We start from the raw sequence: 25,409 nt of genomic DNA on the forward strand, positions 1-25,409 counted from the left end.
CCTTCAGGGAATGGACGACGTGGCGCCCAACCTCGCTGTCGCGCCCTCCGTCCCGCGACCGTCCGTGCCAACTGGACGCGCGGGCCGGCCGCGTGCCTGATCGGGCCGCCTAGACTCGACGGCGTCCAGTCGTGCGCGCTGGACGGCTGGACTGTGGGACTTCCGGGGGATGAGTGACGAACGGGAGCGCCGCGGAGGTCTTCCTCACGCGGTTGCGGCGGCTGGGGGAGCTGCGCAGAGCCGAGTTGGGCGACGGGCGGACCAGCCTCGCCGTACTGGCCAAGGCGGCGGGCGCGGGGTCCCGGGAGACGGTCCGGCAGTGGCTGAGCGGCAGCCGGGTGCCCCAGGACCCCGGGCAACTGCTGCGCCTGGTCGCGGCGTTACGGGAGGAGACCGTCCGCCGTCACGGTGAACTCCCTTACGAGTGGTGGCCCTTGCTCGACAGCGACGAATGGGAGCGGCTCTACGCCGACCTGGCCCGTGAGCGGAACCGCGCGACCGGCGACGCGGTCCGGAGCGAGCTGGTGACCAGGGCGCTGGAGGGGCGGTCGACGACTGAACCGGCCGATCCACCACGGCCATTCGGGGACTGGCACCCGCGCAGCCTCGGAGTGCACCCCTCGATCTCCGGGGCGCCGGGCCCCTCCGGCTTCGTCCTGCCGGAGTACGTCCCGCGCGACCACGACCGGCGCCTCAGGGGCTGTCTGGAACGGCTCGCGGCCGGTCAGGAGCCGTGCTTCGTGCTCGTACGCGGCGAGTCCTGCACCGGCAAGACGCGGACGGCGTACGAAGCGGTGCGCCACTGTCTGCCCGACTGGCGGCTGGCCTTCCCCAAGGACGCCGACAGCCTGCTGGACCTTCTGGCGGCTGACGGGCTGGGGCCGAGGACGGTGCTGTGGCTGGACGAGGGGCAGGAGCATCTGCTCGGGGAGCGCGGCGAGTCGGTGGCGGCCGGGTTGCGCCGGCTGCTGGAACGGCCGGTGCCGCTGCTGGTGCTGATGACCATGTGGCACCGGCACCACGGGATCCTGGTCGCGCGCTCCGACGATCCGGTCCGTGACCCGCACGCCCAGGCCCGCGCGCTCCTCGGCCAGGCGACCGAAGTCCTGGTCCCGGTGTCCTTCTCGGGAGAGGAGGAGCGGCGGGTTCGGGCCACCGGCGATCGTGCGGTGAGCACCGCCCTTCGGAGCAGCCGCGACGGCGCCCTCACCCAGACGCTCGCGGCGGGCCCCGCACTGGTGGGCTTCTACGAGTCCGCCGACGCCCGGCCGGACTGCTACGGCAAGGCGCTCGTCACCGCCGCGATGGACGCGCGCCGACTCGGCCATGGCCCCGAACTGCCGGACGCTCTCCTGGAGTCGGCGGCCCCGGCCTACCTCGACGAGGACCGGCGCGCCGGGGCCGGACCGGACTGGTTCGCCGGGGCGCTGCGGCACGCGCGGACCAAGGTCATGGGGGTGGTCGCCCCGCTCGGTGACCTCGCGGCGCCGAGCGGCATGGGCGCCCGGCCGGGGGTGCGCAGACTCGCCGACTACCTCGACCATCACGGCCGTACGGCCCGGTCCTACGTCTGTCCCGGCGCCGCCTTCTGGGACGCGGCGCAGCGGCACGCGGGCAGGGCCTCCGACCTGTCCCGGCTGGCACGGTCCGCGCGGGCCAGGGGGCGGTACGCCGTCGCCGACGCGCTCTTCGCCCGGGCGGCGGAGCGCGGGGACGCCTCGGCCTGGTCCGAGCGGGCCTATCTGCGCTGGGACCGCGGCTGCTTCGAGGAGGCGGCGCGATTGTGGTGGGCGGGACACGATGCCGGGGACACGTACGCGTTGCCGGAGTTCGCCTCCTCGTTGCTGGAGGGCGGTGAGGTCGCCGGGGCGCGCCGACTGGTGCCGCGTATCGAGGCGACCGGCAGTCCGAAGGCGCTGCTCTTCCTCGCGGAGTGGGGCGAACTCCTCGACGGAGAGGGGGAAGTGGAACGGCTGGCCCGGGCCGCGGCCGACCTCGGCGATGCCGAGGCGCTGACCTTCCTCGGGCGCCGCCGCATGCTGGGCGGCGACGAGGGCGAGGCGGAGCGGTTGTTCCGCCGGGCGATGTCCGGCGGGGATCCGGCCGCGGCGTTCGAACTGGCCCGGCTGCGGCTGTCCGCCGGTGATGTGCCCGGTGCCGTGGCCGCGGCCGAACGGGCGGCTGGACTCGGGGACTACTTCACGCCGGGGATCATGGCCCAGCTCATCATCGGAATGAACCCCGCCGAAGGGCGGCGCATGGCCCGGCAAGCGGCGGACATGGGTGGCGTCGGCCCCTCCCCGGCGGCACAGCTGACTCCTTGGGAGAACACGGTCAGGCAGCAGGGGCTGGCCGTGCTAGCGGACGACGCGGAGGACACCCAGGGCCCGGGGGCGGGCGAGGCGCTGCTGCGTGCGGTGGCCGAGGAAGGCGATCCGCACGTCATGGCATGGCTGGCGAGCCGGGCGATGGAGGTCGGCGACCAGGCCCGGGCCGTCGCCCTCTACGAGCGGGCGGCAGCGGGCGGCTACGCGCGTGCACTGGTGTCCCTCGCGCACTTCCATCGGAGCACCGGCAACCTCACCGAAGCGGAGAGGCTGTACCGGACGGGGATCGACGCGGGCGAGTCCTCGGCGCTGCGCGGGCTCGCGGCGATCTGGGAGGAGGCCGGGGACCCGGCACGGGCGGGGAGCCTGGTGTACCACGGGCTGGACGCCGACGGCGCACCGGCGCGGCCGTGGCTCCCCGCGACGGACCGCGACATCGCGGCCCTCGGCAGCGATGCCGTTGACGGCTGGTTCACGGTCAGGCTTGGTGAACCGCCTGACCCCGAACCACCTCCGAAATCCCCGCAACAGCCTCCGGCCCCACCCGGCAGCACCCCCCGATCAACCGCGCCCCGGCGTCCCGCCAGCTCCTGACCTGCGCCGAGGTGAACCGGGACTCCCCCCGCCAGCTGCGGGACTCGGCGTCCCAGCTCTCCCCGCTGTTCGGGTACACCACGACCGGCTTGCCGGTCACGCGTGCCGCGGTCCGGATCGCGCCGTCGACGTCCTCCGGCGCGCAGCAGTTGACGCCGACCGCGATGATCTCCTCCGCCTCGGCGGCCAGGGCGAAGGCCTCCTCCAGGGGCTGGCCCGCGCGGGTGCGGTCGCCGGTGACGGAGTACGACAGCCAGGCCGGGACGCCGAGTCCGCGTACCGCGCGCAGCAGAGCCCGTGCCTCGTCGGAGTCGGGGACCGTCTCCAGGGCGAGCACGTCGGGACCGGCGGCGGCCAGGACTTCGAGGCGGGGGCGGTGGAAGCGCTCCAGCTCGTCGACGGTGAGGCCGTAGCGGCCCCGGTACTCCGAGCCGTCGGCGAGCATCGCGCCGTACGGGCCGACGGAGGCGGCCACCCACAGGGGCCGCTCCGCCTTGGTCCGGCGGGCCGCTTCCCGGGCCGACTCCACGCTCAGCGCCAGTAGTCCGGCCGCCTGCTCGCGGCTGATGCCGCGCCGTGCGAAGCCCTCGAAGGTGGCCTGGTAGCTGGCGGTGATCGCCACGTCCGCGCCCGCCTCGAAGTAGGCGAGGTGTGCCTCGGTGATCGCCTCGGGCCGCTCGGCGAGCAGTCGTGCCGACCACAGCTCGTCGCCGAGGTCGTGCCCGGCCGACTCCAGCTGGTTGGACATCCCGCCGTCGAGGACGACGGTACCGGTGGAGAGGGCCTGGGCGAGGGGGGTGTCGCTGGTCATGTCATGACATTAGTCGAGCGGCTTCCGAGGGTGGTTCAGTATGTCCGGCCAGTGGACCGATTGTTCGACATGTGGGATCAGCCCGTCGCTTCGGCGCCCGTGATCGCCTCCAGGGCCTCGCGCACCGTCGAGTCCGTCGGTGGGCCGTCCGCCCAGCGGGCCGCCACATGGCCGTCCGGGCGGACCAGCAGCGCTCCCCGCGGGCCCAGGCCGCAGGCGTCCAGGTGGGCCGGGGTGAGTCGTTCGACCCGGAGCGGCCAGGGCGGGGTGGGCTGCCCGGCCCAGCCTTCGGGGTCCGGGGTGAGCAGGGTGAACCACTCGCCCAGCGCGTCCAGCGAGGAGCGGTTCACCGCGAGCGGGAAGTGCGGTATACGGTGGCCGGGGCGGGCGGTGGGGATGTAGTCGGTCGCCGGGTCCTCCGGCTCGGGCGGTTCCGTGCCGTCCGGGAGTACGGCGCCGGAGGTGTAGGCCACGCCGAGGACGAGCCCGAGTTGCGCGAAGTACCGCTCGGACCACGGAAGTTCGATCCGCTCCGAGGGTGCCGCCCCGGACAGGAGCTGTTCCCGGCGCCGGGCCTGGACCTGCATCGACAGCTGGGCGTTGGCGACCGCCTGGCGCAGGGTCCGCTCGGCGACGGGCCGGCGTTCGGGGCCGTAGCTGTCCAGCAGGCTCGGCGCGGCCCAGCCGCGCAGGACGCCCGCCAGTTTCCAGCAGAGGTTGTGCGCGTCGGCGATCCCGGCGTTCATGCCGAGGCCGCCGGTCACGGGGACGGCGTGGGCCGCGTCGCCCGCCAGCAGGATCCGGCCGTGCCGGAACCGTTCGGCGACGAAGGCCTTCATCTCCCAGTGCTGCACCCGGAGTATCTTCACCGCCACCTTCTCGCGGGTGTTGAAGATGCGGTTGAGGTAGCCCGGCCAGTCGTCGTGTTCCGCGGGCTCGGGGGTCGGGCCGACCCAGGCCCAGCCGCCCTCGGGGTAGAGCGGGATGAGGGAGCCGTGGGTGAGGAAGTAGACCCCGGCCGGGTGCTCGGCGCACCAGGGGTCGAGGTCGGCGTCGAAGACGAGGGTGGTGAGGTCGGCGATCCTTCCGGGGCCGGCCGTGCCGATGTCCAGCAGGCGCCGGACCGTTGAGCCCGCGCCGTCGGCGCCGATCAGGTAGCGGGCGCGGACGTGCCGGTGGACGCCGTGCTCGTGGTCCAGGATCCGGGCGACGACGGCGTCTGACTCCTCGGTGAAGTCGACGAGTTCGCAGCCGAACAGCACCGGCGAGGAGGCGCCGCCCAGCAGATGGGGTTCCAGTCGGTCCTGCGTGGTGACCACGCCGAGCACCGGGCTCTCCGGTACCGGTGTCTTGACGCCGACCCAGTCCTCCCCGGCGAAGTCGGGGCTGTCCAGGCTCTCCCGGAACCGGATCCGGCCGAACTCCCGGCTGAAGGAGGTGCTTTCGACCTTCTCGTCCAGGCCCAGCCCGCGCAGGATCTCCATCGAGCGCACATTGACCAGCCTGGACCGGGGGAACGGGGACAACTCGCGGTACTTCTCGACCAGGAGCGTGCTGACGCCCCAGCGCTCCAGCATGATGCGGGCGGTGAGCCCGACCGGTCCGCCCCCGACGACCAACACCTCGACCTCGTCGTCCACGACGACGTTCTGTTCCGTCATGAGATAGATCTCATCATTTGTTGAGTTCAGCCGCAATGCTCTTTCCCGCGCTATACAGGTCAGTTGACCTCGCGCGGGGTCGCCCCGCTCCGGTCGTCGTCGGCGTGAATCGGTCGGTCGCGCTTGCTCTCGTCGGACCCGTTGACCTCTTCCTGGCTCACCCTTACCTTACCGGCGTTCGGAATCACAGATGTTGTCCGTGATTCCGAACAACTCCCCCCATTCGAGAGGCAGTCCGCGTATGAGCCGCGAAGAACACGACCTGCCCCACCCCCCGGAGCCGACACCGCAGAGGAGAGTGCGCGAGAGGAGACGTGCGTACGCGATCCTGCTCGCCCTCTGCCTGGCGCTGGCCGGTGCCCTCGGTATCGCCGGGCCCGCGCAGGCGGCCCCCCAGACCGTCCTCAACGGCACCCGGTTCACCGACACTTCGGGAAACCCCGTGCACGCCCACGGCGGCGGAGTCATCAAGGTCGGCGCGTACTACTACTGGTTCGGCGAGAACCGCAACGCCGACAACACCTTCCGCTACGTCTCCGCCTACCGTTCCACGGACCTGAAGAACTGGGAGTTCCGCAACCACGTCCTCACCGAGGCGACGGATCCGGAGCTGGCCACCGCCAACATCGAGCGGCCCAAGGTCATGTACAACGCGGCCACCGGCAAGTTCGTGATGTGGATGCACAAGGAGAACGGCGTCGACTACGGCGAGGCGCGCGCGGCCGTCGCCGTCTCCGACACCGTGGACGGCGACTACACCTGGCAGGGCAGCTTCCGTCCGCTCGGTCACATGTCCCGTGACATCACGGTCTTCGTCGACACCGACGGCACCGGCTACATGGTCTCCGCCGCCCGCGAGAACTACGACCTGCACATCTACCGCCTGACCAGTGACTACACCGGTATCGACGCGTTGGTCGCCGACCCATGGCACGGCGGCCACCGGGAGGCACCGGCGCTGTTCAAGCGGGGCGGCGTCTACTTCATGCTCACCTCCGGCGCCACCGGCTGGAACCCCAACCAGCAGCAGTACGCCACCGCCACCTCCCTCGCCGGGCCCTGGACCGCCATGGCCAACGTCGGCGACTCCACCGCCTACGGTTCGCAGACCGCGTACGTGCTTCCCGTGCAGGGCAGTTCGGGAACCGGCTATCTCTACCTCGGCGACCGCTGGGGCAACTCCTTCGGCGGGACCGTCAACGACTCCCGCTATGTGTGGCTGCCGTTGACCTTCCCGACCGCCACGACGATGTCGATGTCCTGGACCCCGGAGGTCACCGTCGACACGGCCGCCGGGACGGTGAGCGGGACGAGCGCCACGTATCAGACCCTCATCGCCCGGCACTCCGGCAAGTGCGCCGATGTCACCAGCCAGTCGCAGTGGCAGGGGGCACAGATCAAACAGTGGGACTGCAATAGCGGGAACAACCAGAAGTACTGGTTCAAGCCGGTGGGCGGCGGCTACTACCAGCTGGTGGCGCGGCACAGTTCCCTGTGTCTGCGGGAGAACGCGAGCACGGTGACCCAGGAGGACTGCGCCGCCTCGGTGGCCGGTCAGCAGTGGTCGGTGACCACGACGGGCTCGTACGTGAACGTCGTCTCCCGCGCGAGCGGGGAGTGCCTCGACGTCAGCGGCGGGTCCACCGCCAACTCCGCCGCGGTCATCACCTACACCTGCAACGGCGGCACCAACCAGCAGTGGACACGCGGGAGTTGACACCAGGACGTCAGGCCAGCAGGTCGATCGCGTCGATCGAGGTCCCGGCGCTGAGGTAGGACGTCGTCCCCGAACCGCTCACCACATTGATCCGCAGCGTGTTGTAGGCGCCGGTGTCCGTCAGCCAGGCGGACGCCGGGACGCTGTAGGTGAAGGTGTGGTTGTTGCCCCGGTAGGAGCCGTTGGTCAGCGACCGGGTGTTCGGCTGGGTGGGCGGGGAGGGGATGGCGGAGGTCCAGGTGTCGTTGACGACGACCTGCGGGCGGCCGTTGGCGTAGGCCGTCGTCACACCGATGCGCAGGGTGTGCGCGGCGGCGGCCTGGGCGGCGGTGAGCCGGAAGTGGACGACGATCCCGCTGTTGACGTCCTTCCAGAGGTAGCAGGGGAAGGCCGAGGTCTCCGTCCCGCTGCCGATCACCACGTTCCCGGTCCAGGGGGCGGCTCGAACGTCGGAGGGGTGGGCGTACGTCATCAGATCGGCGTTCTTGAAGCCCCGGGGCGTGCCGGTCCAGTCGCCGATCCGCCAGATCGCGATCGCGTTGGAGGGGTCGTTGGAGGCGGGGATCGTGATCGTGTTCAGGGTCGTGGTGGTGCCCGCGGTGACCGTCACCGTGCTGGTGTGGACGGCGAGTTCCTCCTTGTAGACGGTCAGTGTGTACGTGCCCGGCAGCACTCCGGCGAGGGAGAAGTAGCCGTCCGAGGCGCGGGCCGGACCCCAGTACTGGGCCGCCGAGTTGGCCAGGCCCACCGTGTACGCGTACGCCGTGTTCCGGCCGGTGATGCCGACCCCGGCGACCCGGCCCCTGCCGCTCGCGCCGACGTAGCCCGCGATGCCGAGGGAGTCCGCCCAGGGAGTGGTCAGGGTGCCGGGGAAGAGCGCGGAGGAGGGGGCGCCGCCGTCGGTGAGGGCGATGACGTACGGGCCCTGGAGGCCGAAGCGCTGGGCCTCGGTCTGGTTCTGGCCGTAGTACAGGATCTCGTACAGGCCGCCGCCGTCGGCGCTCTGGTGGCGCAGCAGGGAGCGGTAGAAGGGGCCGCCGGACGCCTTCTCGTGGTTGCTGCGCACGATCCACAGGCCGACACCGCCGCTGGACCAGCCGACGTAGTCGTAGTCCGCCACGCGCAGCTTGGAGTAGTGCTTGGAGCGGGTCTGGCCGTCGGGCTTGGCGAAGACGTCGGAGGCCTCGATGGCGGTGGGGGCGTAGGTGTAGGAGTCGGGCTCGTCGTTGAGGAAGAGGCCCGCCTTCACCCGCAGGATGAAGCGGGTCGCGGAGACCGAGGTGTCGGCCTTGTTGGTCCACAGGTAGATGTTGTTCTCGCCGCTGCGGGCCGCGTAGTAGTGCCGGAGCGTGCCGTAGGTGACGGAGACCAGGATCGTCGAGCCGGACTGACCGATCGTCACGGTCGAGGAGCCGAGGCCGGATTCGATGTGCGAGTTCTTGCCGGCGTAGCCCTGGTACTCCACGCCCCGGTAGACCAGCGAGGTCAGATCGCCGTTGGACTTGCTGACCTTGAAGACCAGGTGGGCGCCGGTGTCGACGACGTAGTTCGCGCCGTCGTCGCTCCAGCCGAAGGCGGCGGCGCGGGCCGTGCCGCCGAGGGCGGCGGTGCCTGCCGCCGCGGCGGCGCCGAGGACGAAGGTACGGCGGGCGACCGGTCCGGATGCGGGCATGGGGGTGCCCCTTTCGGGAGGTGTGGGGGTTGCCGGTGGGTCCGAGGTTGACAGTTGAATCGTTTTCGTGAAAGGGCTTGCGCGCGTTTGGTGTTGGGAATCCTGTCAATCTCGGCATGGATCTAGAAAGCGCTTGCCGATGGGCGGTACGGTCCAGCGCCAGGACTGGTCATCGTGACGGACGTGACGGAGGAGCCGCGAGTGAGACGTTTCGACATCGCCGTACTGGCGGCGGTGACGCTGAGCACCGCCCTGACCGCCGTGCCCGCGCAGGCCGCGGGACCTGCCGGGGCGGCCCGGGACATCGCGCACTGCACCGCCACCGCCTGCCACTTCGACCTGCCGCCCGGCACCTACGACGTGCGGGTGCTCCTCGGCGGCCCGGCCGCCTCCAGTACCGCGATCAGCGGCGAGACCCGCCGCGCCCTGCTCCCCGAGACGGCCGCACCCGCCGGGGCACGCGTCGCCCGCTCCTTCACCGTCGACGTCCGCACCCCCGAGGGCGAACCGACCGGACCCGACGGAACGCCCGGACTGGACCTGGCGATCGGCGGCTCGGCGCCCGCGCTCGCCGGCATCCGCGTCACCCCGGCCCGGCACGCGCGGCAGATCTTCCTCGTCGGCGACTCCACCGTCTGCGACCAGCTCGGCGACCCCTACACCGGCTGGGGCCAGCAGCTCCCGCAGTACCTGCGCAAGGGAGTGTCGGTCGCCAACTACGCCGACTCCGGGGAGAGCACGGTCAGTTATCTCGCCGACCCCCGGCTGTGGGACACGGTCCGGCCGCGGATCCGGCGCGGCGACCTGGTTCTGATCCAGCTCGCGCACAACGACAAGACGACCGATGAGGCGACCTACCGCGCCAACCTGGAGACCCTGGTGACCGGGGTCCGCGAGCGGGGCGGCCGGCCGGTGCTCGTCACGCCGGTCGTGCGGCGCTGGTTCAACGCCGACGGCACCCTGAACAACGGAACCGCCCTGCTGGTCAACGGACTCGGCGTCGACCACCCGGCGGTCGTCCGCGCGGTCGCCGCCGACCGGGACGTCCCGCTCATCGACCTCACCGCACACACCAAGGCCCTCGTCGAGTCGCTCGGCGTCGAGGGCTCCAAGTCCCTGTACCTCTACAACGAGAAACGGGACAACACCCACACCTCGGTGCGCGGCGCCACCGCCTATGCCGAGATCGTCCGCGACGAACTGCTCGCCCAGGGTCTGGTGCCCCAGGGCCTGGTACGGGTGGGATGAGACCCCTGGGGCGTCCCGACCGGAACCGGGGCGCCCCAGGCCACTGCCGGAAGGAACGCCTGCTGATGGACCTGCCCCCCGACGACCGCGCGCTCAGCCCTCGCACCGGCTACAGCCGCGCCCACTGGGAGGCGGCCGCCGACGCGCTGCTGGCCGCCGTGGAGCCGTACGCCACCGCCGACCGCGCCCTCTACCACCTGCCCGGGGACCGGCAGAGCTGGTCCGGGCGGCTCTCCGACGGCCTGGAGGGGTACGCCCGTACGCTCCTGCTGGCCGCCTTCCGCCGCGACGCGACGGCACTGGAGCGCTACGCCGACGGGCTCGCCGCCGGTACGTCCGGTGTCTGGCCCGAGGTGCGGCACCGCAGCCAGCCGCTGGTGGAGGCCGCCTCCATCGCCCTGGCCCTGCGGCTGACCCGGCCGCTGCTGTGGGACCGCCTCGACGACCGGGTACGGCAGCGGGCGGCCGAGTGGCTGGGCGGCGCGCTGACCGCCGAACCGTGGCCGTGCAACTGGGAGTTGTTCCCGGTGACCGTCGGCGGCTTCCTGGAATCGGTGGGCCACGAACCGGAGGCGTCGCGCAAGGCGATCGACCGCGGCCTGGAACGCATCGAGCAGTGGTACCTCGGGGACGGCTGGTACACCGACGGCGACGGCCGCAAGTTCGACTACTACAACGGCTGGGCGATGCACCTCTACCCGGTGCTGCACGCCTGGCTCGCCGACGACGCCGGGCTGCTGGACCTCTACGGCCGCCGCCTGCACCGTCATCTGACCGACTACGAGCGCCTGTTCGCCGCCGACGGCGCCCCCATGCACCAGGGCCGCTCCCTGACGTACCGCTTCGCGACCACGGCCCCGCTGTGGCTCGGCGCCCTCACCGGCCGCACCCCGCTGCCCCCGGGCCGCACCCGCCGCCTCGCCTCCGGGGCCCTGCGCCACTTCCTGGAGCGCGGCGCCCTGGACCAACACGGTCTGCTCACCCTCGGCTGGCACGGCCCGGACCCGGCGGTGCTGCAGAACTACTCGGGCCCCGCGTCCCCGTACTGGGCGAGCAAGGGCTTCCTCGGCCTGCTGCTCCCGGCGGACCACGAGGTCTGGGCGGCACCGGAGGAACCGGCCCCGGCGGAGGGCCCGGACACGGCATACCCCGTCGGCCCGCCCAACTGGCTCCTGCAGTCCACCGCCGCCGACGGCCTGGTCCGCCTCCACAACCACGGCAGCGAGCACCCCGACTACGACCCCTACTACTCCCGGCTCGCCTACTCCACGGCGACCGGGCCGTCCCCGTCCGGCGACAACAGCGTCCTCGTCGACGGCGACCCGAGCCGCACCGCCATCGAGCCCCTGGGCACCGGCCCCGGCTGGGCCGCCTCCCGGCACACCGCGGCCCACGGCGCCCGGGTCACCGGCGCGGTGCTGGTGCGCGGCGCGGTGGAGGTCAGGGCGTATCTGGTGGCGGGGGCGGGACCCGGTACGGAGGTCCGGGTCACGGGCTGGGCGCCGCCCGCCGGTCCGCGCGCGGACCTGGCCCCGGCCGTGGGTCTGACGGACGCCCTCACGGGGACGGTGGGCGACACCCCGGCCCTCTTCGTGGCGCTGGCCCGCCTCACGGCGGAAGCGGAGCCCGAGGAACTGTCCCGGCTGGTCGACGTGATCCCGGACGACGGCGGCGGACTGCTGGTGCGCTGGGCCGGCGGAGGGGAGAGCCGGCTGCGGATCGAGGACGGCCGGGTGGAGGTGACGAGCGGCGACTGAGGCCGTGACGGTTCGGCCGGTACCGAAGCGTCCCGGCCCTACCGTGCCGTCATGACGCCTTTCGCCCGCCTCCACCGCACCGGTGCGCCGCTGCTCCTCCCCAATGCCTTCGACCACGCCTCCGCCCTGGCGCTGGCCGCCGAGGGCTTCCCGGCCGTCGCCACCACGAGCCTCGCCGTCGCGGCGGGGGCGGGACTGCCGGACGGTGCCTCGGCGACCCGGGACGACACGCTGAGGCTGGCCCTCACCCTGGGCAGCGGACCGTTCCTGCTCTCCGTCGACGCGGAGGGCGGCTTCAGCGACGCCCCGGACGAGGTGGGGGAGTTCGCCCGGCACCTGGCCGCCGTCGGAGCCGTCGGTCTGAACCTGGAGGACGGCCTCGGCCCGGTGCCGGTGCACGCGGCGAAGATCGCGGCCGTGAAGGCGGCGGCACCGGACCTGTTCGTCAACGCGCGCACCGACACGTACTGGCTCGGTGAAGGGGACGAGCGGGAGACCCTGCGCCGCCTGGACGCGTACCAACAGGCGGGCGCGGACGGCGTGTTCGTGCCCGGCCTGACCGACCCGGCGCGCATCGCGGCCCTCGTCCGCCAGGTCCAGGTCCCCCTGAACATCCTCTACTCGCCCACCGGCCCCACCCTCGCGCACCTCACCGACCTCGGCGTCCACCGCGTCAGCCTCGGCTCACTGCTCTACCGGCGGGCACTGGCCGCGGCGGTCGGGACGGCCGTCGGGATCCGCGCCGGCCGGGCCCCGCGCGGAGCGGCGCCCACGTACGCCGAGGTGCAACGGCTAGCGCGCGGTGCCTGCTGAATCGGACTTCGGCCAGTGCTCCAGCGCCACGTGCAGCGCCTCCACCGCGCGGTCCCAGGAGGCCCGTACGTCCCTGGGCGCGCCGAAGGCGCCCGCCGACTCCAGGGCGCAGTAGCCGTGGAAGGTACTGCGCAGCAGGCGGACGGCGTCCGTCAGATCGGGTTCGTCCAGGCCGTAGGCGCGGAGCATGCCGTAGGTGATCTCGGCGGTGCGGCGCAGCGCGGGGGTGTCGGCGATCAGGTCCTGGTCCACGTGGATCTGGGTCGCGGCGTAGCGGCCGGGATGTTCCAGGGCGTACTCCCGGTAGGCGTCGGCGAAGGCCTTGAGCGCGTCCTTGCCCGCCCGGCCCGCGACCGCCAGGGCGATGCGGTCGATCAGCTCCCCGCCCGCAAGCAGCGCGATCCGGGTGCGCAGGTCCTGGAGGCTGCGGACGTGGGAGTACAGGCTCGCGTCCTTGACGCCGAAGTGCCGGGCCAGCGCCGACAGGCTGACCTTCTCGAAGCCGACCTCGTCGGCCAGGTCGGCGGCGGCCGCGGTGACGCGGTCGGCGGTGAGACCCGCGCGGGCCATGGGGCGAACCTCCGGATGCTGGTGGTATTAGCCTCGAAGCTAAGGGGTCTAGGGTATCCGGGTGCTGGGAGCGCTGGTCCCGGCGCGGCGGGCGGGGCGGCTGACCGTGGCGGAGGTGCTGCGCAACGAGTGAGCGGCGTCAGTTGATCGGCGCGTACAGCACCCCCAGCTTGTCGATCTCGTCCCCGGCCCGCCCCGTGAAGCCGACGATCTGCCAGCCGGCCGGTGCGGTGAACGTCCGCGCGTTGGCCGTCGCCGTACCGGCGGACAGGGTGCGCCCGGCGTCCGTGCCGAAGGACGCCGAGAAGATCCGCGTGCGCCCGTCCTTCTGACCCTGCGTCAGCCGCACCGAGGTCAGGTGCTCGCCGGAGGCCAGGGTCAGCGAGGTCGCCGTGCCGCCCGTGCCGCCATGGGTGAGGGTCGTGCCGCCGTCGTGGGTGAGCGACACGGCGTCCAGGCGCGAGCCGCCGCGCAGGGTGAGGGTGCGGGGAGCCGGGGTGGCCGGGAGGTCGTCCGCGTCGTTGAAGGCCGTGCCGTGGGGGCCGCCGAAGAAGTCACTGGCCCGCAGGGACGGGTTGAGGGTGTAGGAGAAGCCGACGGAGTGCGGGAAGTGGTCCGAGAGGTGCTCGCCGTCGGAGCGCAGGAAGGACGCCCACTCGTTGGCGTAGCGGGTGGCGTCCAGGGAGAGCAACTCGCTGCCCCGGTAGAGGATCTTGTCCACCACCTCGCAGTCGTCGGTCGGCGCCTGCGCGTCGCAGAGCAGCGCCTCGCTGCCCGGCGCGGGTGCCGTACCGCCCCGGACCAGGTCGACCCACGGGTCGCGCAGACCGTTCTCGGTCAGTAGGGTGCGGATGTTGTCGCCCTCGCGGGTGTACCGGGTGTTGGTGTCGCCCATGACGATCACCGCGTTCCCGGCCGAGTTGGCCCGGACGAAGTCCGACAGCTGCTCGATGTTGGCGCGCCGGGCGGCGAGCGCCGCGTCGTCGGAGTCGGCGTTGGTGTGCACGTTGTACAGGTCGACGAACACGCCCTCGGCGAGCCGCACCCGGGCCAGCGAGAAGCCCTTGGGCGTCAGGCAGTTGGTGCCGGTGCAGTCGTTCCAGCGGACCCGCTGGAAGTCCTCGAAGGTGAAGTCGGACAGCGTGTTGAGACCGTCGCCGAAGCCCGCGCCGCCGCTGGTCGGGGTGCGGTACGGGTGGGTGTCGTTGGCGTACAGGGAGGCGTGGTAGTTGAAGTCCTCCTGCACGTTGACGATGTCGTACGGGCCGAGCCGCCGGCCGATCAGCGGGGTGTTGGTCTCCGGGTCGCTGTCACCGAGGCCGAGGGGCAGGCCCGCGATGTTGTAGGTGAGCACATTGAACGAGCCGGAGTCGGACGCTGCCGCCGCCGGAGCGGCGGCGAGGCCGGAGAGGGCCAGCGCGGCGGCGGTGAGGGAGCCGAGGAGCGGTCTCAAGGTGAGGGCGCTGGGGAGCCGTCTCATGGTGGGGGGTGCCTCTCTCGGTCGGGGGCGGCACCGTCGGAAGCCGACGGTGCCGCCCCGGGGTCACTTACGGTGCGGTGCTCTGCGAGAACACGAAGGAGAACTCCGCCGGTTCGGCCCGCAGGAAGTAGCGCGGCAGCGGGCCGGGCCCGCAGGACTGCGAACCGATGCCGTGCTGGCCGTGGTCGAGGTTGACCCACACCCGGTCGCCGGGGGCGAGGTCGCTCAAGTGGCGCGCGGAGTCGAGCTGTTCGGTGGTCCAGCGGCGGGCGCTGAACCAGAACTCGGGCTCGCCCTCGATACGCAGTCCGCCCAGCTCCACCCAGCGGACGTCGGCGCGGGCGCCGTTCTCCTGCGGGCGGACGTACGGGGTCTGCAGGGCGTCCACCGTGGAGTGCCAGCGGCCCAGGCGGGACGCCGACCGGGTGTCGGGGTACGCCTCTCCCGGGCCGCCCCCGAACCAGCTCACCGCGTCCGCCGCGGGGAGCGCGAACCGGATGCCGAGCCTGGGGAGCGGCACGGTCCAGTCGCCGTCGGGGGTCACCGACACCGCCAGCCGCAGCCGGTCGCCGTCGGCGGTCCACCGGTACTCCGTGTGCAGGCCGAACTCCCAGGCGGCGGGCGCCACCCGGGTGCGTACCGTGAGCGCGGCGGCGCCCGTCTCCACGGCGTCCAGCCGGTGCCGCATGCGGTGCAGGCCGAACTTCCGCCACAGCAGCCCGTACCGGATGTCCGTCTGCCACTCGGCGCCGTCGTCGTTGTCGGTGGGCGCCCGCCACACGTCCAGCCGGGGCGCGTCCACCTCGACGCCCCCGATGCGCAGCAGCGCGCCGCTGCGGGCGTCGAAGACGCCGGGGCCCAGGGCGACCGTCCCCTCGCCCGGCACGGGTGCGGCTCCCACGGCCGGCGCGGGCTTCTCCCGCTCGGTGACCGGGAGTTGGACCCACGCCACCTCGTGCCCCTTCTCCGCCCACGCGGTGTCGTCGGCCAGCACCGCCCGTACCGTCCAGCACGCCTCGCCGCCGCTGACGTCGGCGGGCGGCTCGGGCAGCTTCACATCCGTCGAGGCACCCGGCGCCAGCGGCGGCACCGGAAGCGTCCCGGAGCCGACGGTCTCGCCGTCCACCTGGTACGCCCACTCCAGCGCGAGCCCCGAGAGGTCCGCGAAGTCGTAGCGGTTGACCAGGGTCACGGTGCCGTCGGCGCCGTCGCCCCGGAAGCGGACCGGCTCGATGACCTTCTTGTACTCCACAAGCCCCGGTGACGGAGTCCGGTCCGGGAACAGCAGCCCGTCGCAGACGAAGTTGCCGTCGTGCAGCTCCTCGCCGAAGTCACCGCCGTAGGCGAAGCCCAGCTCGGGGTGGCGGATGCCGTGGTCGATCCACTCCCAGACGAAGCCGCCCTGCAGCCGGTCGTAGTGCTCGAACAGCGCCTGGTACTCGGCGAGTCCGCCCGGCCCGTTGCCCATGGCGTGCGCGTACTCGCAAAGAATGAAGGGGAGTTGACGCCTCTTGTGGGTTCCGCCGTCCAGGCCGCGCCCGATCCGCTCGACCTCCTCGTGGGAGGCGTACATCCGCGAGTACACCTCCGTGTCACGGCAGTTGATGTCGCCCTCGTAGTGCACCAGCCGCTCGGGGTCCCGGCCGCGGATCCACTCGGCCATCGCGGTCAGACCGCGCCCGGTGCCGGCCTCGTTGCCCAGCGACCACATCACCACCGAGGGGTGGTTCTTGTCCCGTTCGACCATGCGGGCCGCCCGGTCCAGCAGGGCCGGGGTCCAGCGGTCGTCGTCGACGGGGTTGTCCCGCCAGCCCTGCTCGGTGAAGCCGTGGGTCTCCAGGTCGCACTCGTCGATCACCCACAGGCCCAGCTCGTCGCACAGGTCGAGGAAGGCCGGGTGCGGCGGGTAGTGGGAGGTGCGGACCGCGTTGAGGTTGTGCCGCTTCATCAGCAGCACGTCCTCCCGCATGGTCGCCGGGTCCAGCGCGCGGCCCCGCTCCGGGTGCCACTCGTGCCGGTTGACGCCCTTGAACAGCACCGCCCGCCCGTTGACCTTGATCAGCCCGTCCTCCAGGGCGACCGTGCGGAAGCCGATCCGCAGCGGCACCCGCTCGCCCTCGGTGGCGAGGACGCCGTCGTACAGGCGCGGGGTCTCCGCCGTCCACGGCTCGACCGCGACGGCCGCCGACTCGCCGGTCGCGAGGTCGAGGCCCAGCTCCGGCACGGTCACCCGGCCCGGGACCTCCGAGTCGACCCGGAGCGTGCCCTCGCCGGTGAGGTGGTCGTAGGAGGCGTGCACGAAGAAGTCGCCGACCGCGCCCGGCGGGCGGTGCAGCAGGGTGACGTCACGGAAGATGCCGGGCAGCCACCACTGGTCCTGGTCCTCCAGGTAGGAGCCCGCCGACCACTGGTGGACCCGGACCGCCAGCACATTGCCGCGCGGCCGGAGCAGATGCCCGACCGCGAACTCGTGCGGCAGCCGGGAGCCCCTGAAGTCGCCGAGCAGGGTGCCGTTCAGCCACACCTCGGCACAGGACTCGACACCGTCGAAGCGGACCGTCGCCCCCTCGTCCGCCGGCCAGTCCTCGGGGAGGTCGAAGTGGCGGACGTGGTCGCCGGTCGGGTTCTCGGTCGGGACGTGCGGCGGGTCCACCGGGAAGGGGTACAGGTGGTTGGTGTAGACGGGGGCGCCGTGGCCCTGGAGCACCCAGTGGCCGGGCACGGTGACCTCGGCCCAGTCCCCGGTGTCGTGGCCCGGGTCGGCGAAGGAGTCGTCCTCGGCGTCGGCGGTGGGCGACAGGCGGAAGCGCCAACTGCCGTTCAGGGAGAGGGCACGGGCGTCGGAGTCGGCGTACCAGGCGCGGGGCGGCAGGGACCCGCGGCCCGGGGAGACGTCCTCGACGTGGGCGGCGGTGGTGCGGAAAGTCATCGGACTCCTAGGTCAGCCCTTGATGCCGGTCTGCGCGACGCCCTGCACCAGCCAGCGCTGCAGGAACAGGAACACGAACACCAGGGGCAGGATGGACACGGCGGTGGCCATGAAGATCAGATGGAAGTTGACGGTCTGGTTGGTCATGTACGAGGAGAGCGCCACCTGCACCGTCCACGCCTGCTGGTCCTGGCCGATGACCAGGGGCCACAGGAAGGCGTTCCAGCCGCTGATGAAGGTGATGGTGGCGATGGCCGCGAAGAAGTTCAGCGAGTTGGGCACCACGATCCGCCAGTACGCGCCCCAGTAACCGAGCCCGTCCACCCGTGCCGCCTCCTCCAGCTCCCGGGGGAACCCCAGGAAGTACTGCCGGAACAGGAAGCAGGTGAAACCGCTGAACAGCCCCGGTATGACCAGTCCGCGCAGGGTGGAGACCCAGCCCAGCGAGGAGACCAGCACAAAGCTGGGCACGAAGGTGACGGCGGTCGGCACCATCAGCGTCACCAGGACGGCGTAGAAGATCTTGTTGGCGTGCCGGTACGGGATGCGGGCCAGGCCGTACCCGGCGAGCGAGCACACCAGCAGGGTGCCGAGGGTGTGCAGGACGCCGACGACCGCGGAGTTCCACAGGGACTGCCCGAAGGGGACGGTCGGATCGTCGAACAGCTCGGTGAAGTTGCCCCATTGGATGTCGGTGGGGAAGAACTTCCAGTTCTCGCCGGTGATCTCGGCGTCCGTGGACAGGGCGTTGCGGACGATCAGATAGAAGGGGACGAGGAAGAGGAAGGCGGCGATGCCGGTGGCGAGGTACAGGCCGGTGCTGCCGGTGGTGGTGCGGCGGGTCCTCACTTGGTCTCCTCCCCTCGTCCGAAGCCCATGAGCCTGCCCTGGAGCAGGGTGACGACGCAGATCAGCAGGGTGAGGATCATGGCCCCCGCGCTGCCCGCGCCGTAGTCCTGGTTCTCGCCGAGCGCCGTGTAGTACAGCTCGACCAGGGGCGGCCTGCCCCAGGTGGTCTTGGCGAGCAGGTTGAAGAACTCGTCGAAGGCCTGGTAGGCGGCGACGAGCAGCAGCAGGATCACGGCGGTGGACGTGGCCCGCAGTTGGGGCAGGGTGACGTAACGGAAGGTCTGCCAGCCGGGTTTGGCGCCGTCGATGGCGGCGGCCTCGTACAGCTCCGGCGGGATGTTCTGCAGGGCCGCCAGGAACAGGATCATGTAGAAGCCGGACTGCAGCCACAGCCGTACGGTGACGATGACCAGCCAGTACCAGGGCGGGTTGGGGTCGGCGAGCCAGGCGATGTTCTCCACGCCGAACCAGCCGAGCACGGTGTTGGCGAGGCCGAAGCGGACGCCGCTGAAGACGGACATCTTCCAGATCAGCGAGGCGGCCACGAAGCTGACCGCGGTCGGCAGGAAGAACACCGACCGGAAGAACGCCTGCATGAACCGGATCCGGTTCACCAGCAGCGCCAGGCCCAGCGAGAGCGCCCAGGTGACGGGGACGACGAGGGCGGCGAAGACGGTGAAGGTGACCAGCGACTCGACGAACTTGTCGTTGGTCAGCATGTACGTGTAGTTGTCGAAGCCGATGAACTCACTCGGGGTGACGGTGTAGCGCGCGTCGAAGAAGGACAGGTACGCGCTCCAGCCGATCGGCACATAGACGAAGATCACGAGCCCGGTCAGGAACGGGCCGGTGAACAGCCAGAAGTTGAGGGTGCGGCCACGGACCCCGCGCCGCCGGGGGACCGGTGGGGTCCCTTCGGCGGCGGGGCTCTTGGCGACACCGCGCGCGGTGGTCGTCGACATGGCGTGGTGTTCTCTTCCGCCGGCCTATCCGAACAGCTTCTTCAGCTCGCGGTTGACCGTCCTGTCGGCCTTGTCGAGGGCCGCCTCGGCGCTGCCGCCCTTGCGTACGGCGTCGGCGACGACGCCCTCCAGGGCGACGATCATGGCCTGGGTCCAGGCCGGGTTGTCGAAGTGCCCGAACTCGTTGAAGAGCTTCACGCCCTCCGCGGCCAGCCCCGTCTTGAGCTTGTCGGCGGACTCGGCGAGCGAGGTGCGCGGCGGGATGTGGAAGCCGTAGGACAGCGCCCAGTCCTCCTGGTACTCCTTCTGGTCGATCCACAGCCACTTGACGTACTCCTTCGCCTCGTCCAGGTGCTTGGACTTGGCGTTGACGAACATCGACCAGCCGCCGTTGGTGACCGCCTGCTTGCCGCCCGAACCGGAGGACGGGAAGGGGATGATGCCGACGTCGTCGCCGAGCGCCTTCTCGATGACCGGCATCGCCCACATGCCGCACCACTGGATGGCGACCAGGCCCTGGGTGATCGCGGAGGGGTCCCACCAGTCGGCGGGCGCGTCCAGCAGGAGGTGGCCCTCCTTGAACATGGTCCGCAGCTTGCCGAGGCCGTCGGCGACCGCGTCCGTGTGGTAGGCGATCTGGTTCTTGTCGTCCAGGGTGTCGGCGCCGGTCGACCAGATCAGCGGGTTCATCACCGGGGTGACCGAGTTGCCGAGGAAGACGCCCTTGACCTTGCTGGTGGTGAGCTTGGCGGCGGCCTCCACCAACTCGTCGAGCGTGGTGGGGGGTTCGATGCCCGCGTCCGCCAGCATGGACTTGCGGTAGTAGAAGAACTGCGGGTCGTCGATCATGCGGACGCCCCAGATCTTGCCGTCGATGGTGTGCGAGGCGATGTCGGCCTGGTTGAAGTCGTCCTTGACCGGCTCGATGAGGTCCGTCAGATCGGCCACCTGACCGCTCCTTACGAGCTGTATCTGCGGGTGGAACTCGAAGACGTCGGGCGCGTTGTCGGTGAGCAGCGCGGAGAACAGCTTGCTCTCGAAGTTGGAGCCGGTGATCCACTGCGTGGTCACGTTCGCCTTGTCGTACGCCTTCGCGTACCGCTTGACGGCCTGCTCGGTGCCCGCCTCGCCGTAGGCGTGGAAGTACTGCGTCAGGCTGGTGCCCGAACCCGAGCCGCCGCCGCGGCCGTTGTTGCCGCCGCACGCGGCGAGACCGCCGGCGGCGGCCAGGCCCATGGCGGCGCGCAGAACGGTGCGGCGGTCCCAGGTGGTGTTCCTCATTGCCGACATCTGACGTCCTTGTCTCTCGTGCGGCTGCGCTTGCGGTGCGGGACGTTAACCTTCGGCTAAGGCTTCGGCAAGGGGTTGAACGAAGTCCGTTCGAAGTGTTGCGTGTTGTTCGGTATCACGGACGTGCGGGGTCGCGGGCCGCCGCACCAGCGGCCCGCAACTCCCTTTCAGGCGTGCGGCGTTACTGCCGGAACCAGGCTTGGTTGGTCCCGCCGTTGCAGGTCCACAGACCGACCCGGCTGCCGTCCGCCGTGGCCTGTCCCGCCACGTCCAGACACTGGCCCGTGGCCTCGCTGACGATCTGTCCGTTGCCGTTCAGCAGCCACCGCTGCGCGGCGTCACCGGTGAAGCCGGAGCTGACGGTCAGCCCCGAACTCCCGGCCGTCAGATAGCCGTCGGCGCTCCTCAGCGCGCCCCTGGCGTCGTACGACCACTCCTGCTCGACGGCGTCCGTACAGGCGCGGATCGTCACGTCCGGCGCGAGGCACTTCCCGGACTGCGCGCCCTGCCAGGCCCCGGTGAGGGCCGAACCGCCCTTGCCCTTCTGGTCGAGGACATAGGTGGTGATGGACCGGGCGGGCAGCGAGGCGGAGAGCGTGCCGCGCTTCACCGAGGGTTTGTCGACCCGCGCCCAGTTCTCGGTCGCCGAGGTCCGCACGGCCTGCGTGGCCCGTACCGGTGCCTTGCCGTTGAAGTGCAGGTCGAGCGAACTGGCGGTCGTGTTGTGGTTGTTGACCACCACGACCCACTTGCCGTTGTGGTCGTAGGCGCTGACCTCGACGCCCTCCGGAACCCCGGTCACGTTGTGCAGGGCGGAGCCCGGCCGGACGAACTTGCTGTACTGGCCGAGCGCGTAGTACCGCTTGGTGAAGTACAGGGTCTGGTTGCCGTTGGTCGCGTAGTCGGGGTCGTAGTAGATCAGGCCGTCGTTCCAGCCCGCGTCGTTCTTGGCGTACGGGTCGGTGCCGATCATCTCCGACAGGGCCACCCACCAGTGGAACGCGGAGTCATGGGCGACCGTGAAGTCCTTGTGCACGATCCGGGACAGGTTCAGCCCGCCGTCGATGCCCGGGTCGTACTCCTGCGCCCACCCGGTGCCGCCCTTGCCGAAGCAGCAGATCTCCGTCGACCAGGAGGCGATACCGGCCTTCTTCGCGGTCTCGTAGACCTTCGCGCGGTTGGCGTCGGAGGGGTTGTCGTAGGTGTGGTGGGCGAGTCGGTCGACGTACTGGGCCGTGCCCGGCTCCGCTATCCAGCGCGGCAGCTCGTCGTTGAACTTCACCGTGCTGGTGGACTCGTCGGCGATGATCCCGGTGCGCTGCCCGCGCGCCCGCTGCTCGGCACCGAGGGCGCGGACGATGTCGTCGCGCTGCGAGACATCGACGAGCATGCCCTCCTGGCCGCAGGAGTCGAAGCTGTTGGTGGGCTCGTTGAAGGGGCTGATGTAGTCGAACCGTTGCCCCTTGCGGGCGAAGTGGTCGGTGACATCGGCGATGTACCGGGCGAAGTCCTGCTCGTGCTCCGCCTTCAAGTACCCGCCGCAGCTCTGCCCGTTGGTCTTCCACTCGGCCGGCGCGCTGTTGACGAAGGCGATCAGGTCCTCGACACCGTACTTGGCGGCGTAGGAGAGGAAGGTGCGGCCGCCCTTGTCCCGGCTCCAGTCGTAACCGCCTTCGTCGGTGAGGAAGTCCTCCGGGGCCCGGGACGGGGTCGTCACCGCCGTACCGCCGCCGCCGATGTTGTACCGGTACGCGCTGAGGTCCAGGCCCTCCTTCGAGAAGAGCAGCTTGCCGACCCCGGCCTGCACCTTCGGGTCGAAGTTCGTCAGGTCGTTGACCCACCAGGCGCCGGACGCGCCGATGTTGTCGATGGTCTGTGCCGCGTGCGGGGACACCTCGGCCGCCATGGGGGGAGCGGCCGAAGCGGGGGGAACGCAGATGAGGGGACCGGCGACGGCCAGTGCGGCCACGGCCGTCAGAAGCGCCGGTCTGCGGGGGTGAGTCACGTGCATCCCTTCCGTCGTCATGAAGGTGGTGCGGTACGGCTCCTCTTGTGCTGCCTCTGCCCGACGGACCGCAGGGCCCCTTCCAGCGCGAACGTGGCCGCGCCCAGGCACACCGGGTCGGTGGGGATCGGGGAGAGGACGATCTCGGTGGCGGCCATGGGCCGGGGCAGCGCGTGCCGGGCGACGGCCTCGCGCACCTCGGCGACCAGCGGCTCGCCGAGCGCGGTCGCCACCCAGCTGCTGAGCACGACCACTTCGGGGTTGAACAGATTGACCAGGTCGGCGATCCCGGCGCCCAGATAGCGCACGGTGTCCCGGACCGCCTTCAGCGCCACCGGGTCGCCCGCCTCGACACCCCGGGCCAGCGCGGCGATGGTCGCCGTCTGGTCCTCCGGGTGCAGCAGCGCGGTGTCCGCGCTCAGCTCGCGCAGCGTCAGCATGATCCCGGAGGCGCCGACGTAGGCCTCCACACAGCCGTTCTTGCCGCACCGGCACAGCCGCCCGTCCAGCACGATCGTGGTGTGGCCCCACTCGCCCGCGCTGTTGCTGACCCCTCGGTGCAGCGCGCCGCCGAGGACGAGCCCGGCGCCCACGCCGGTGCCGAGGTTGACCACCACGGCGTCCCCGCGTCCGCGCGCCGCCCCGAACCACAGCTCGGCGACGGCCGAGGCGCGCAGCGGGTTGTCCAGGTACAGGGGGTAGGCGATGTGCTCGGTGAGCAGGTCGAGCAGGGGCACCTCGTGCCAGTCCCAGTTGGGCGCGTACTCGGAGGTGCCGGTGGCGCGGTCCACCTGCCCCGGCACGCTCACCCCGACGCCGAGCACCCGCGAGCCCTCGACGCCGGCCTGCGCGACGACCGAGCCGACCGCGGAGGCGACATGGGCGACCACCTGCTCGGGCAGGCTCTCGCCGGGCCGTACGTCCTCCTCGGCGCGGGCCAGCACGTTCAGCGCGAGGTCGAACAGTTCGACATGGACGTACGTCTCCGCGATGTCGACTCCGATCAACGCGCCCCCCGACGCGTTGACGGCGACCAGCCCGCGCGGGCGCCCGCCCGCGGAGTCCTCGAAGCCGACCTCGGTGATCATCCGCAGGTCCAGCAGCTCCCCGACGAGCGTGGCGACCGTGGCGAGGCTCAGCCCCGTGGCGGCAGCCAGCTCCTGCCGTGAGGTGGGGGAGGCGGCGATGATCTGGCGCAGCACCTCGTAGCGGTTCGCGGTGCGAATGTCACGTGAGGTGCGCTTCATGAGGTCGTCCCCCGTCCCTTCTCGCGGGCCGGGCCCAGGACGGCACCGGCGCGGGCGCAAGGCTATGGCCTGCGCGGGACTTTCGACAAGGGGTTAGGAAAGGGGGTGGAGAAAGTCGCGCACGAAGACGTTGGCGAAGGTGCCCTCCGGGTCCAGCGACCGCGCCAGCTCCCGGAAGTCGGCCAGCCGCGGATACCGCGATCGCAGCACCTCGCCCGGCATGGTGAACACCTTCCCCCAGTGCGGACGGGCGTCCAGCCCCTCCAGCGCCTCCTCCACCCGCCGCACTACCGGCAGCACGGCCCCCGTGTCCGCGATCCACGTGAAGTGCAGGGCCACCGTCTCACGGCCGTACGACGGGCTGAGCCACTGCTCGTCGGCGGCGACGGTACGCACCTCACAGGTCTGCAGCACGGGCGCGACCGTCGTCCGGATCGCGTCCAGGGCGCGCAGGGCGTCCATGGCGTACGGGCGGGGGAGCAGGTACTCGGACTGCAGCTCCTCGCCGCTGCTCGGGGTGAACTCGGCGCGGAAGTGCGGCAGCCGCTCGTGCCAGGGGCCGGGCACGCCGAACTGCTCGGTGCAGTTGACGGCGGGCATGCCCGGCACGGGGTGCATCTTCTCCGTGGCGGGCGCCGCCCACGGGAAGTCGGGCAGCGGCTGGTCGGTGCGCCGCTTCAGCCACACCTGCCCGAAGCCCGGCTCGGACCAGTCCGTGAACAGGCTCACGCTGTACGCGGCCCGCGCGACCGTCTCGAACTCCAGCCGCTCCAGCGGCAGCCCGGTGAAGACGTACTGCTCCACCTCGTAGGCGGGCTCCAGGTCCAGGGTGAGCGCGGTGACGACACCGAGCGCCCCGAGGGAGGTGACGGCACCGCCGAACCGGGCGTCCTCCCGTCCGATGCGCACGGTCGCCCCGTCCGCGGTGACCAGCTCCACCTCCCGCACGGGCGCGGCGAGCGGGCCGTTGGCCACCCCGGAGCCGTGCGTGCCCGTGGCCACGGACCCGGCCACCGAGATATGCGGCAGCGACGCCATGTTCGGCAGCGCCAGCCCGTGCCCGTGCACCACCCGCGCCAGCTCGGCGTACCGCACCCCGCCGCCGACCCGCACGGTGCGCGCGGCCGTGTCCACGTCGATCGGCGCGGGCAGCTCGGCCAGCGACACCAGCACACCCTCGGCCCCCGGCTCGGCGATCGCGTTGAACGAGTGCCCGCTCCCCAGCACCCGCACCCGCCGACTCCCGGCCACCAGCGCCCGCAGCGCGTCCAGCGAGTGCGGCCGGCGCAGCTCCTTGGCGGCGTAGGTGATGTTGCCGGCCCAGTTGGTGACCGTGTCCGTCATCCTCAGTCCCTCCCGAAAGAGTGCTTCCGCACCAGACCCTCTCATCCGCGGCGGGCGGCGCGGGGGGACCCGGTACGCCGGACGGGCACGCGGGGGCATACCGTGAGGAGTCGAACGCCTGAGCCGGGAGGAG

General features: G+C 71.6%; 17 protein-coding genes. 5 read left to right on the top strand and 12 right to left on the bottom strand.

The features are described from left to right. Positions 1 to 173 precede the first annotated feature (173 nt). Positions 174 to 2,921 carry a hypothetical protein gene (locus ACZ7L7_RS00135; protein ID WP_472074264.1) on the top strand — a complete coding sequence of 916 codons (2,748 nt, stop codon included), beginning with the start codon at positions 174 to 176 and terminating at the stop codon, positions 2,919 to 2,921. Here the strand turns inward: ACZ7L7_RS00135 and mmuM are convergent. Then, on the bottom strand, positions 2,806 to 3,732 hold the full coding sequence (gene mmuM / locus ACZ7L7_RS00140) for a homocysteine S-methyltransferase (RefSeq protein WP_472074265.1): 927 nt from the start codon (positions 3,730 to 3,732) through the stop codon (positions 2,806 to 2,808). The genes ACZ7L7_RS00135 and mmuM overlap by 116 nt on opposite strands. A gap of 77 nt (positions 3,733 to 3,809) precedes the next feature. Next, entirely contained in the window at positions 3,810 to 5,393 is a 1,584-nt protein-coding gene (locus ACZ7L7_RS00145; protein WP_472074266.1) for an FAD-dependent monooxygenase, read from the bottom strand. 241 nt (positions 5,394 to 5,634) lie between these two features. Between ACZ7L7_RS00145 and ACZ7L7_RS00150 the strand changes: the two genes are divergently transcribed. Then, on the top strand, positions 5,635 to 7,110 hold the full coding sequence (locus ACZ7L7_RS00150; RefSeq protein WP_472074267.1) for an RICIN domain-containing protein: 1,476 nt from the start codon (positions 5,635 to 5,637) through the stop codon (positions 7,108 to 7,110). Positions 7,111 to 7,120: 10 nt separating this feature from the next. Here ACZ7L7_RS00150 and ACZ7L7_RS00155 read toward each other — a convergent pair whose 3' ends face one another. Next, positions 7,121 to 8,782: a rhamnogalacturonan lyase B N-terminal domain-containing protein gene (locus ACZ7L7_RS00155; protein ID WP_472074268.1), complete on the bottom strand. Its 1,662-nt coding sequence runs from the start codon at positions 8,780 to 8,782 to the stop codon at positions 7,121 to 7,123. Between the two features lie 201 nt (positions 8,783 to 8,983). On the opposite strand from ACZ7L7_RS00155, the gene ACZ7L7_RS00160 reads away from it, so the two are divergent. The 3 genes from ACZ7L7_RS00160 (at position 8,984) to ACZ7L7_RS00170 (ending at position 12,600) form a co-directional block, all read left to right on the top strand. Then, on the top strand, positions 8,984 to 10,030 hold the full coding sequence (locus ACZ7L7_RS00160; protein WP_472074269.1) for a rhamnogalacturonan acetylesterase: 1,047 nt from the start codon (positions 8,984 to 8,986) through the stop codon (positions 10,028 to 10,030). 65 nt (positions 10,031 to 10,095) lie between these two features. Then, entirely contained in the window at positions 10,096 to 11,787 is a 1,692-nt protein-coding gene (locus tag ACZ7L7_RS00165) for a DUF2264 domain-containing protein (RefSeq protein WP_472074270.1), read from the top strand. A gap of 51 nt (positions 11,788 to 11,838) precedes the next feature. Beyond that, positions 11,839 to 12,600, top strand: coding sequence for an isocitrate lyase/PEP mutase family protein (locus ACZ7L7_RS00170; protein ID WP_471592856.1), 762 nt, complete (start codon positions 11,839 to 11,841; stop codon positions 12,598 to 12,600). Here ACZ7L7_RS00170 and ACZ7L7_RS00175 read toward each other — a convergent pair. The 9 genes from ACZ7L7_RS00175 to ACZ7L7_RS00215 form a co-directional block, all read right to left on the bottom strand. Next, positions 12,580 to 13,170, bottom strand: a complete 591-nt coding sequence (locus ACZ7L7_RS00175) for a TetR/AcrR family transcriptional regulator (protein ID WP_285513018.1) — start codon at positions 13,168 to 13,170, stop codon at positions 12,580 to 12,582. The two genes, ACZ7L7_RS00170 and ACZ7L7_RS00175, sit on opposite strands and share 21 nt — an antisense overlap. A 139-nt stretch (positions 13,171 to 13,309) precedes the next feature. Next, a complete protein-coding gene (locus ACZ7L7_RS00180) occupies positions 13,310 to 14,623 on the bottom strand; it encodes a jacalin-like lectin (RefSeq protein WP_472074551.1) in 1,314 nt (437 codons plus the stop codon). A 94-nt stretch (positions 14,624 to 14,717) separates the two neighbouring features. Then, on the bottom strand, positions 14,718 to 17,579 hold the full coding sequence (locus ACZ7L7_RS00185) for a glycoside hydrolase family 2 TIM barrel-domain containing protein (protein ID WP_472074271.1): 2,862 nt from the start codon (positions 17,577 to 17,579) through the stop codon (positions 14,718 to 14,720). Positions 17,580 to 17,591: 12 nt separating this feature from the next. Further along, positions 17,592 to 18,428, bottom strand: a complete 837-nt coding sequence (locus ACZ7L7_RS00190) for a carbohydrate ABC transporter permease (RefSeq protein WP_093718708.1) — start codon at positions 18,426 to 18,428, stop codon at positions 17,592 to 17,594. Then, the gene (locus ACZ7L7_RS00195; RefSeq protein ID WP_093718707.1) at positions 18,425 to 19,390 is read right to left on the bottom strand and encodes a carbohydrate ABC transporter permease; all 966 of its coding nucleotides are present in this window, start codon (positions 19,388 to 19,390) and stop codon (positions 18,425 to 18,427) included. The genes ACZ7L7_RS00190 and ACZ7L7_RS00195 overlap by 4 nt, the downstream gene beginning before the upstream one ends. Before the next feature lie 24 nt (positions 19,391 to 19,414). Next, complete coding sequence (locus tag ACZ7L7_RS00200) at positions 19,415 to 20,680, bottom strand: ABC transporter substrate-binding protein (RefSeq protein ID WP_472074272.1); 1,266 nt, start codon at positions 20,678 to 20,680, stop codon at positions 19,415 to 19,417. Between the two features lie 181 nt (positions 20,681 to 20,861). Beyond that, on the bottom strand, positions 20,862 to 22,691 hold the full coding sequence (locus ACZ7L7_RS00205) for a glycoside hydrolase (protein WP_472074273.1): 1,830 nt from the start codon (positions 22,689 to 22,691) through the stop codon (positions 20,862 to 20,864). Between the two features lie 11 nt (positions 22,692 to 22,702). Continuing rightward, on the bottom strand, positions 22,703 to 23,932 hold the full coding sequence (locus ACZ7L7_RS00210; protein WP_285513012.1) for an ROK family transcriptional regulator: 1,230 nt from the start codon (positions 23,930 to 23,932) through the stop codon (positions 22,703 to 22,705). Positions 23,933 to 24,025: 93 nt separating this feature from the next. Beyond that, positions 24,026 to 25,276 carry a D-arabinono-1,4-lactone oxidase gene (locus tag ACZ7L7_RS00215; protein WP_453602891.1) on the bottom strand — a complete coding sequence of 417 codons (1,251 nt, stop codon included), beginning with the start codon at positions 25,274 to 25,276 and terminating at the stop codon, positions 24,026 to 24,028. Positions 25,277 to 25,409 lie beyond the last annotated feature (133 nt).

The organism is Streptomyces sp. NPDC110618 (genome assembly GCF_055657065.1).

Bases quoted from the DNA above. Each gene is read 5' to 3' on its own strand.
- ACZ7L7_RS00155 (WP_472074268.1), bottom strand. From the start codon at position 8,782: ATGCCCGCATCCGGACCGGTCGCCCGCCGTACCTTCGTCCTCGGCGCC.
- ACZ7L7_RS00185 (WP_472074271.1), bottom strand. From the start codon at position 17,579: ATGACTTTCCGCACCACCGCCGCCCACGTCGAGGACGTCTCCCCGGGC.
- ACZ7L7_RS00145 (WP_472074266.1), bottom strand. From the start codon at position 5,393: ATGACGGAACAGAACGTCGTCGTGGACGACGAGGTCGAGGTGTTGGTC.
- ACZ7L7_RS00210 (WP_285513012.1), bottom strand. From the start codon at position 23,932: ATGAAGCGCACCTCACGTGACATTCGCACCGCGAACCGCTACGAGGTG.
- ACZ7L7_RS00215 (WP_453602891.1), bottom strand. From the start codon at position 25,276: ATGACGGACACGGTCACCAACTGGGCCGGCAACATCACCTACGCCGCC.
- ACZ7L7_RS00205 (WP_472074273.1), bottom strand. From the start codon at position 22,691: ATGCACGTGACTCACCCCCGCAGACCGGCGCTTCTGACGGCCGTGGCC.
- ACZ7L7_RS00170 (WP_471592856.1), top strand. From the start codon at position 11,839: ATGACGCCTTTCGCCCGCCTCCACCGCACCGGTGCGCCGCTGCTCCTC.
- ACZ7L7_RS00200 (WP_472074272.1), bottom strand. From the start codon at position 20,680: ATGTCGGCAATGAGGAACACCACCTGGGACCGCCGCACCGTTCTGCGC.
- mmuM (WP_472074265.1), bottom strand. From the start codon at position 3,732: ATGACCAGCGACACCCCCCTCGCCCAGGCCCTCTCCACCGGTACCGTC.
- ACZ7L7_RS00195 (WP_093718707.1), bottom strand. From the start codon at position 19,390: ATGTCGACGACCACCGCGCGCGGTGTCGCCAAGAGCCCCGCCGCCGAA.
- ACZ7L7_RS00165 (WP_472074270.1), top strand. From the start codon at position 10,096: ATGGACCTGCCCCCCGACGACCGCGCGCTCAGCCCTCGCACCGGCTAC.
- ACZ7L7_RS00150 (WP_472074267.1), top strand. From the start codon at position 5,635: ATGAGCCGCGAAGAACACGACCTGCCCCACCCCCCGGAGCCGACACCG.
- ACZ7L7_RS00175 (WP_285513018.1), bottom strand. From the start codon at position 13,170: ATGGCCCGCGCGGGTCTCACCGCCGACCGCGTCACCGCGGCCGCCGCC.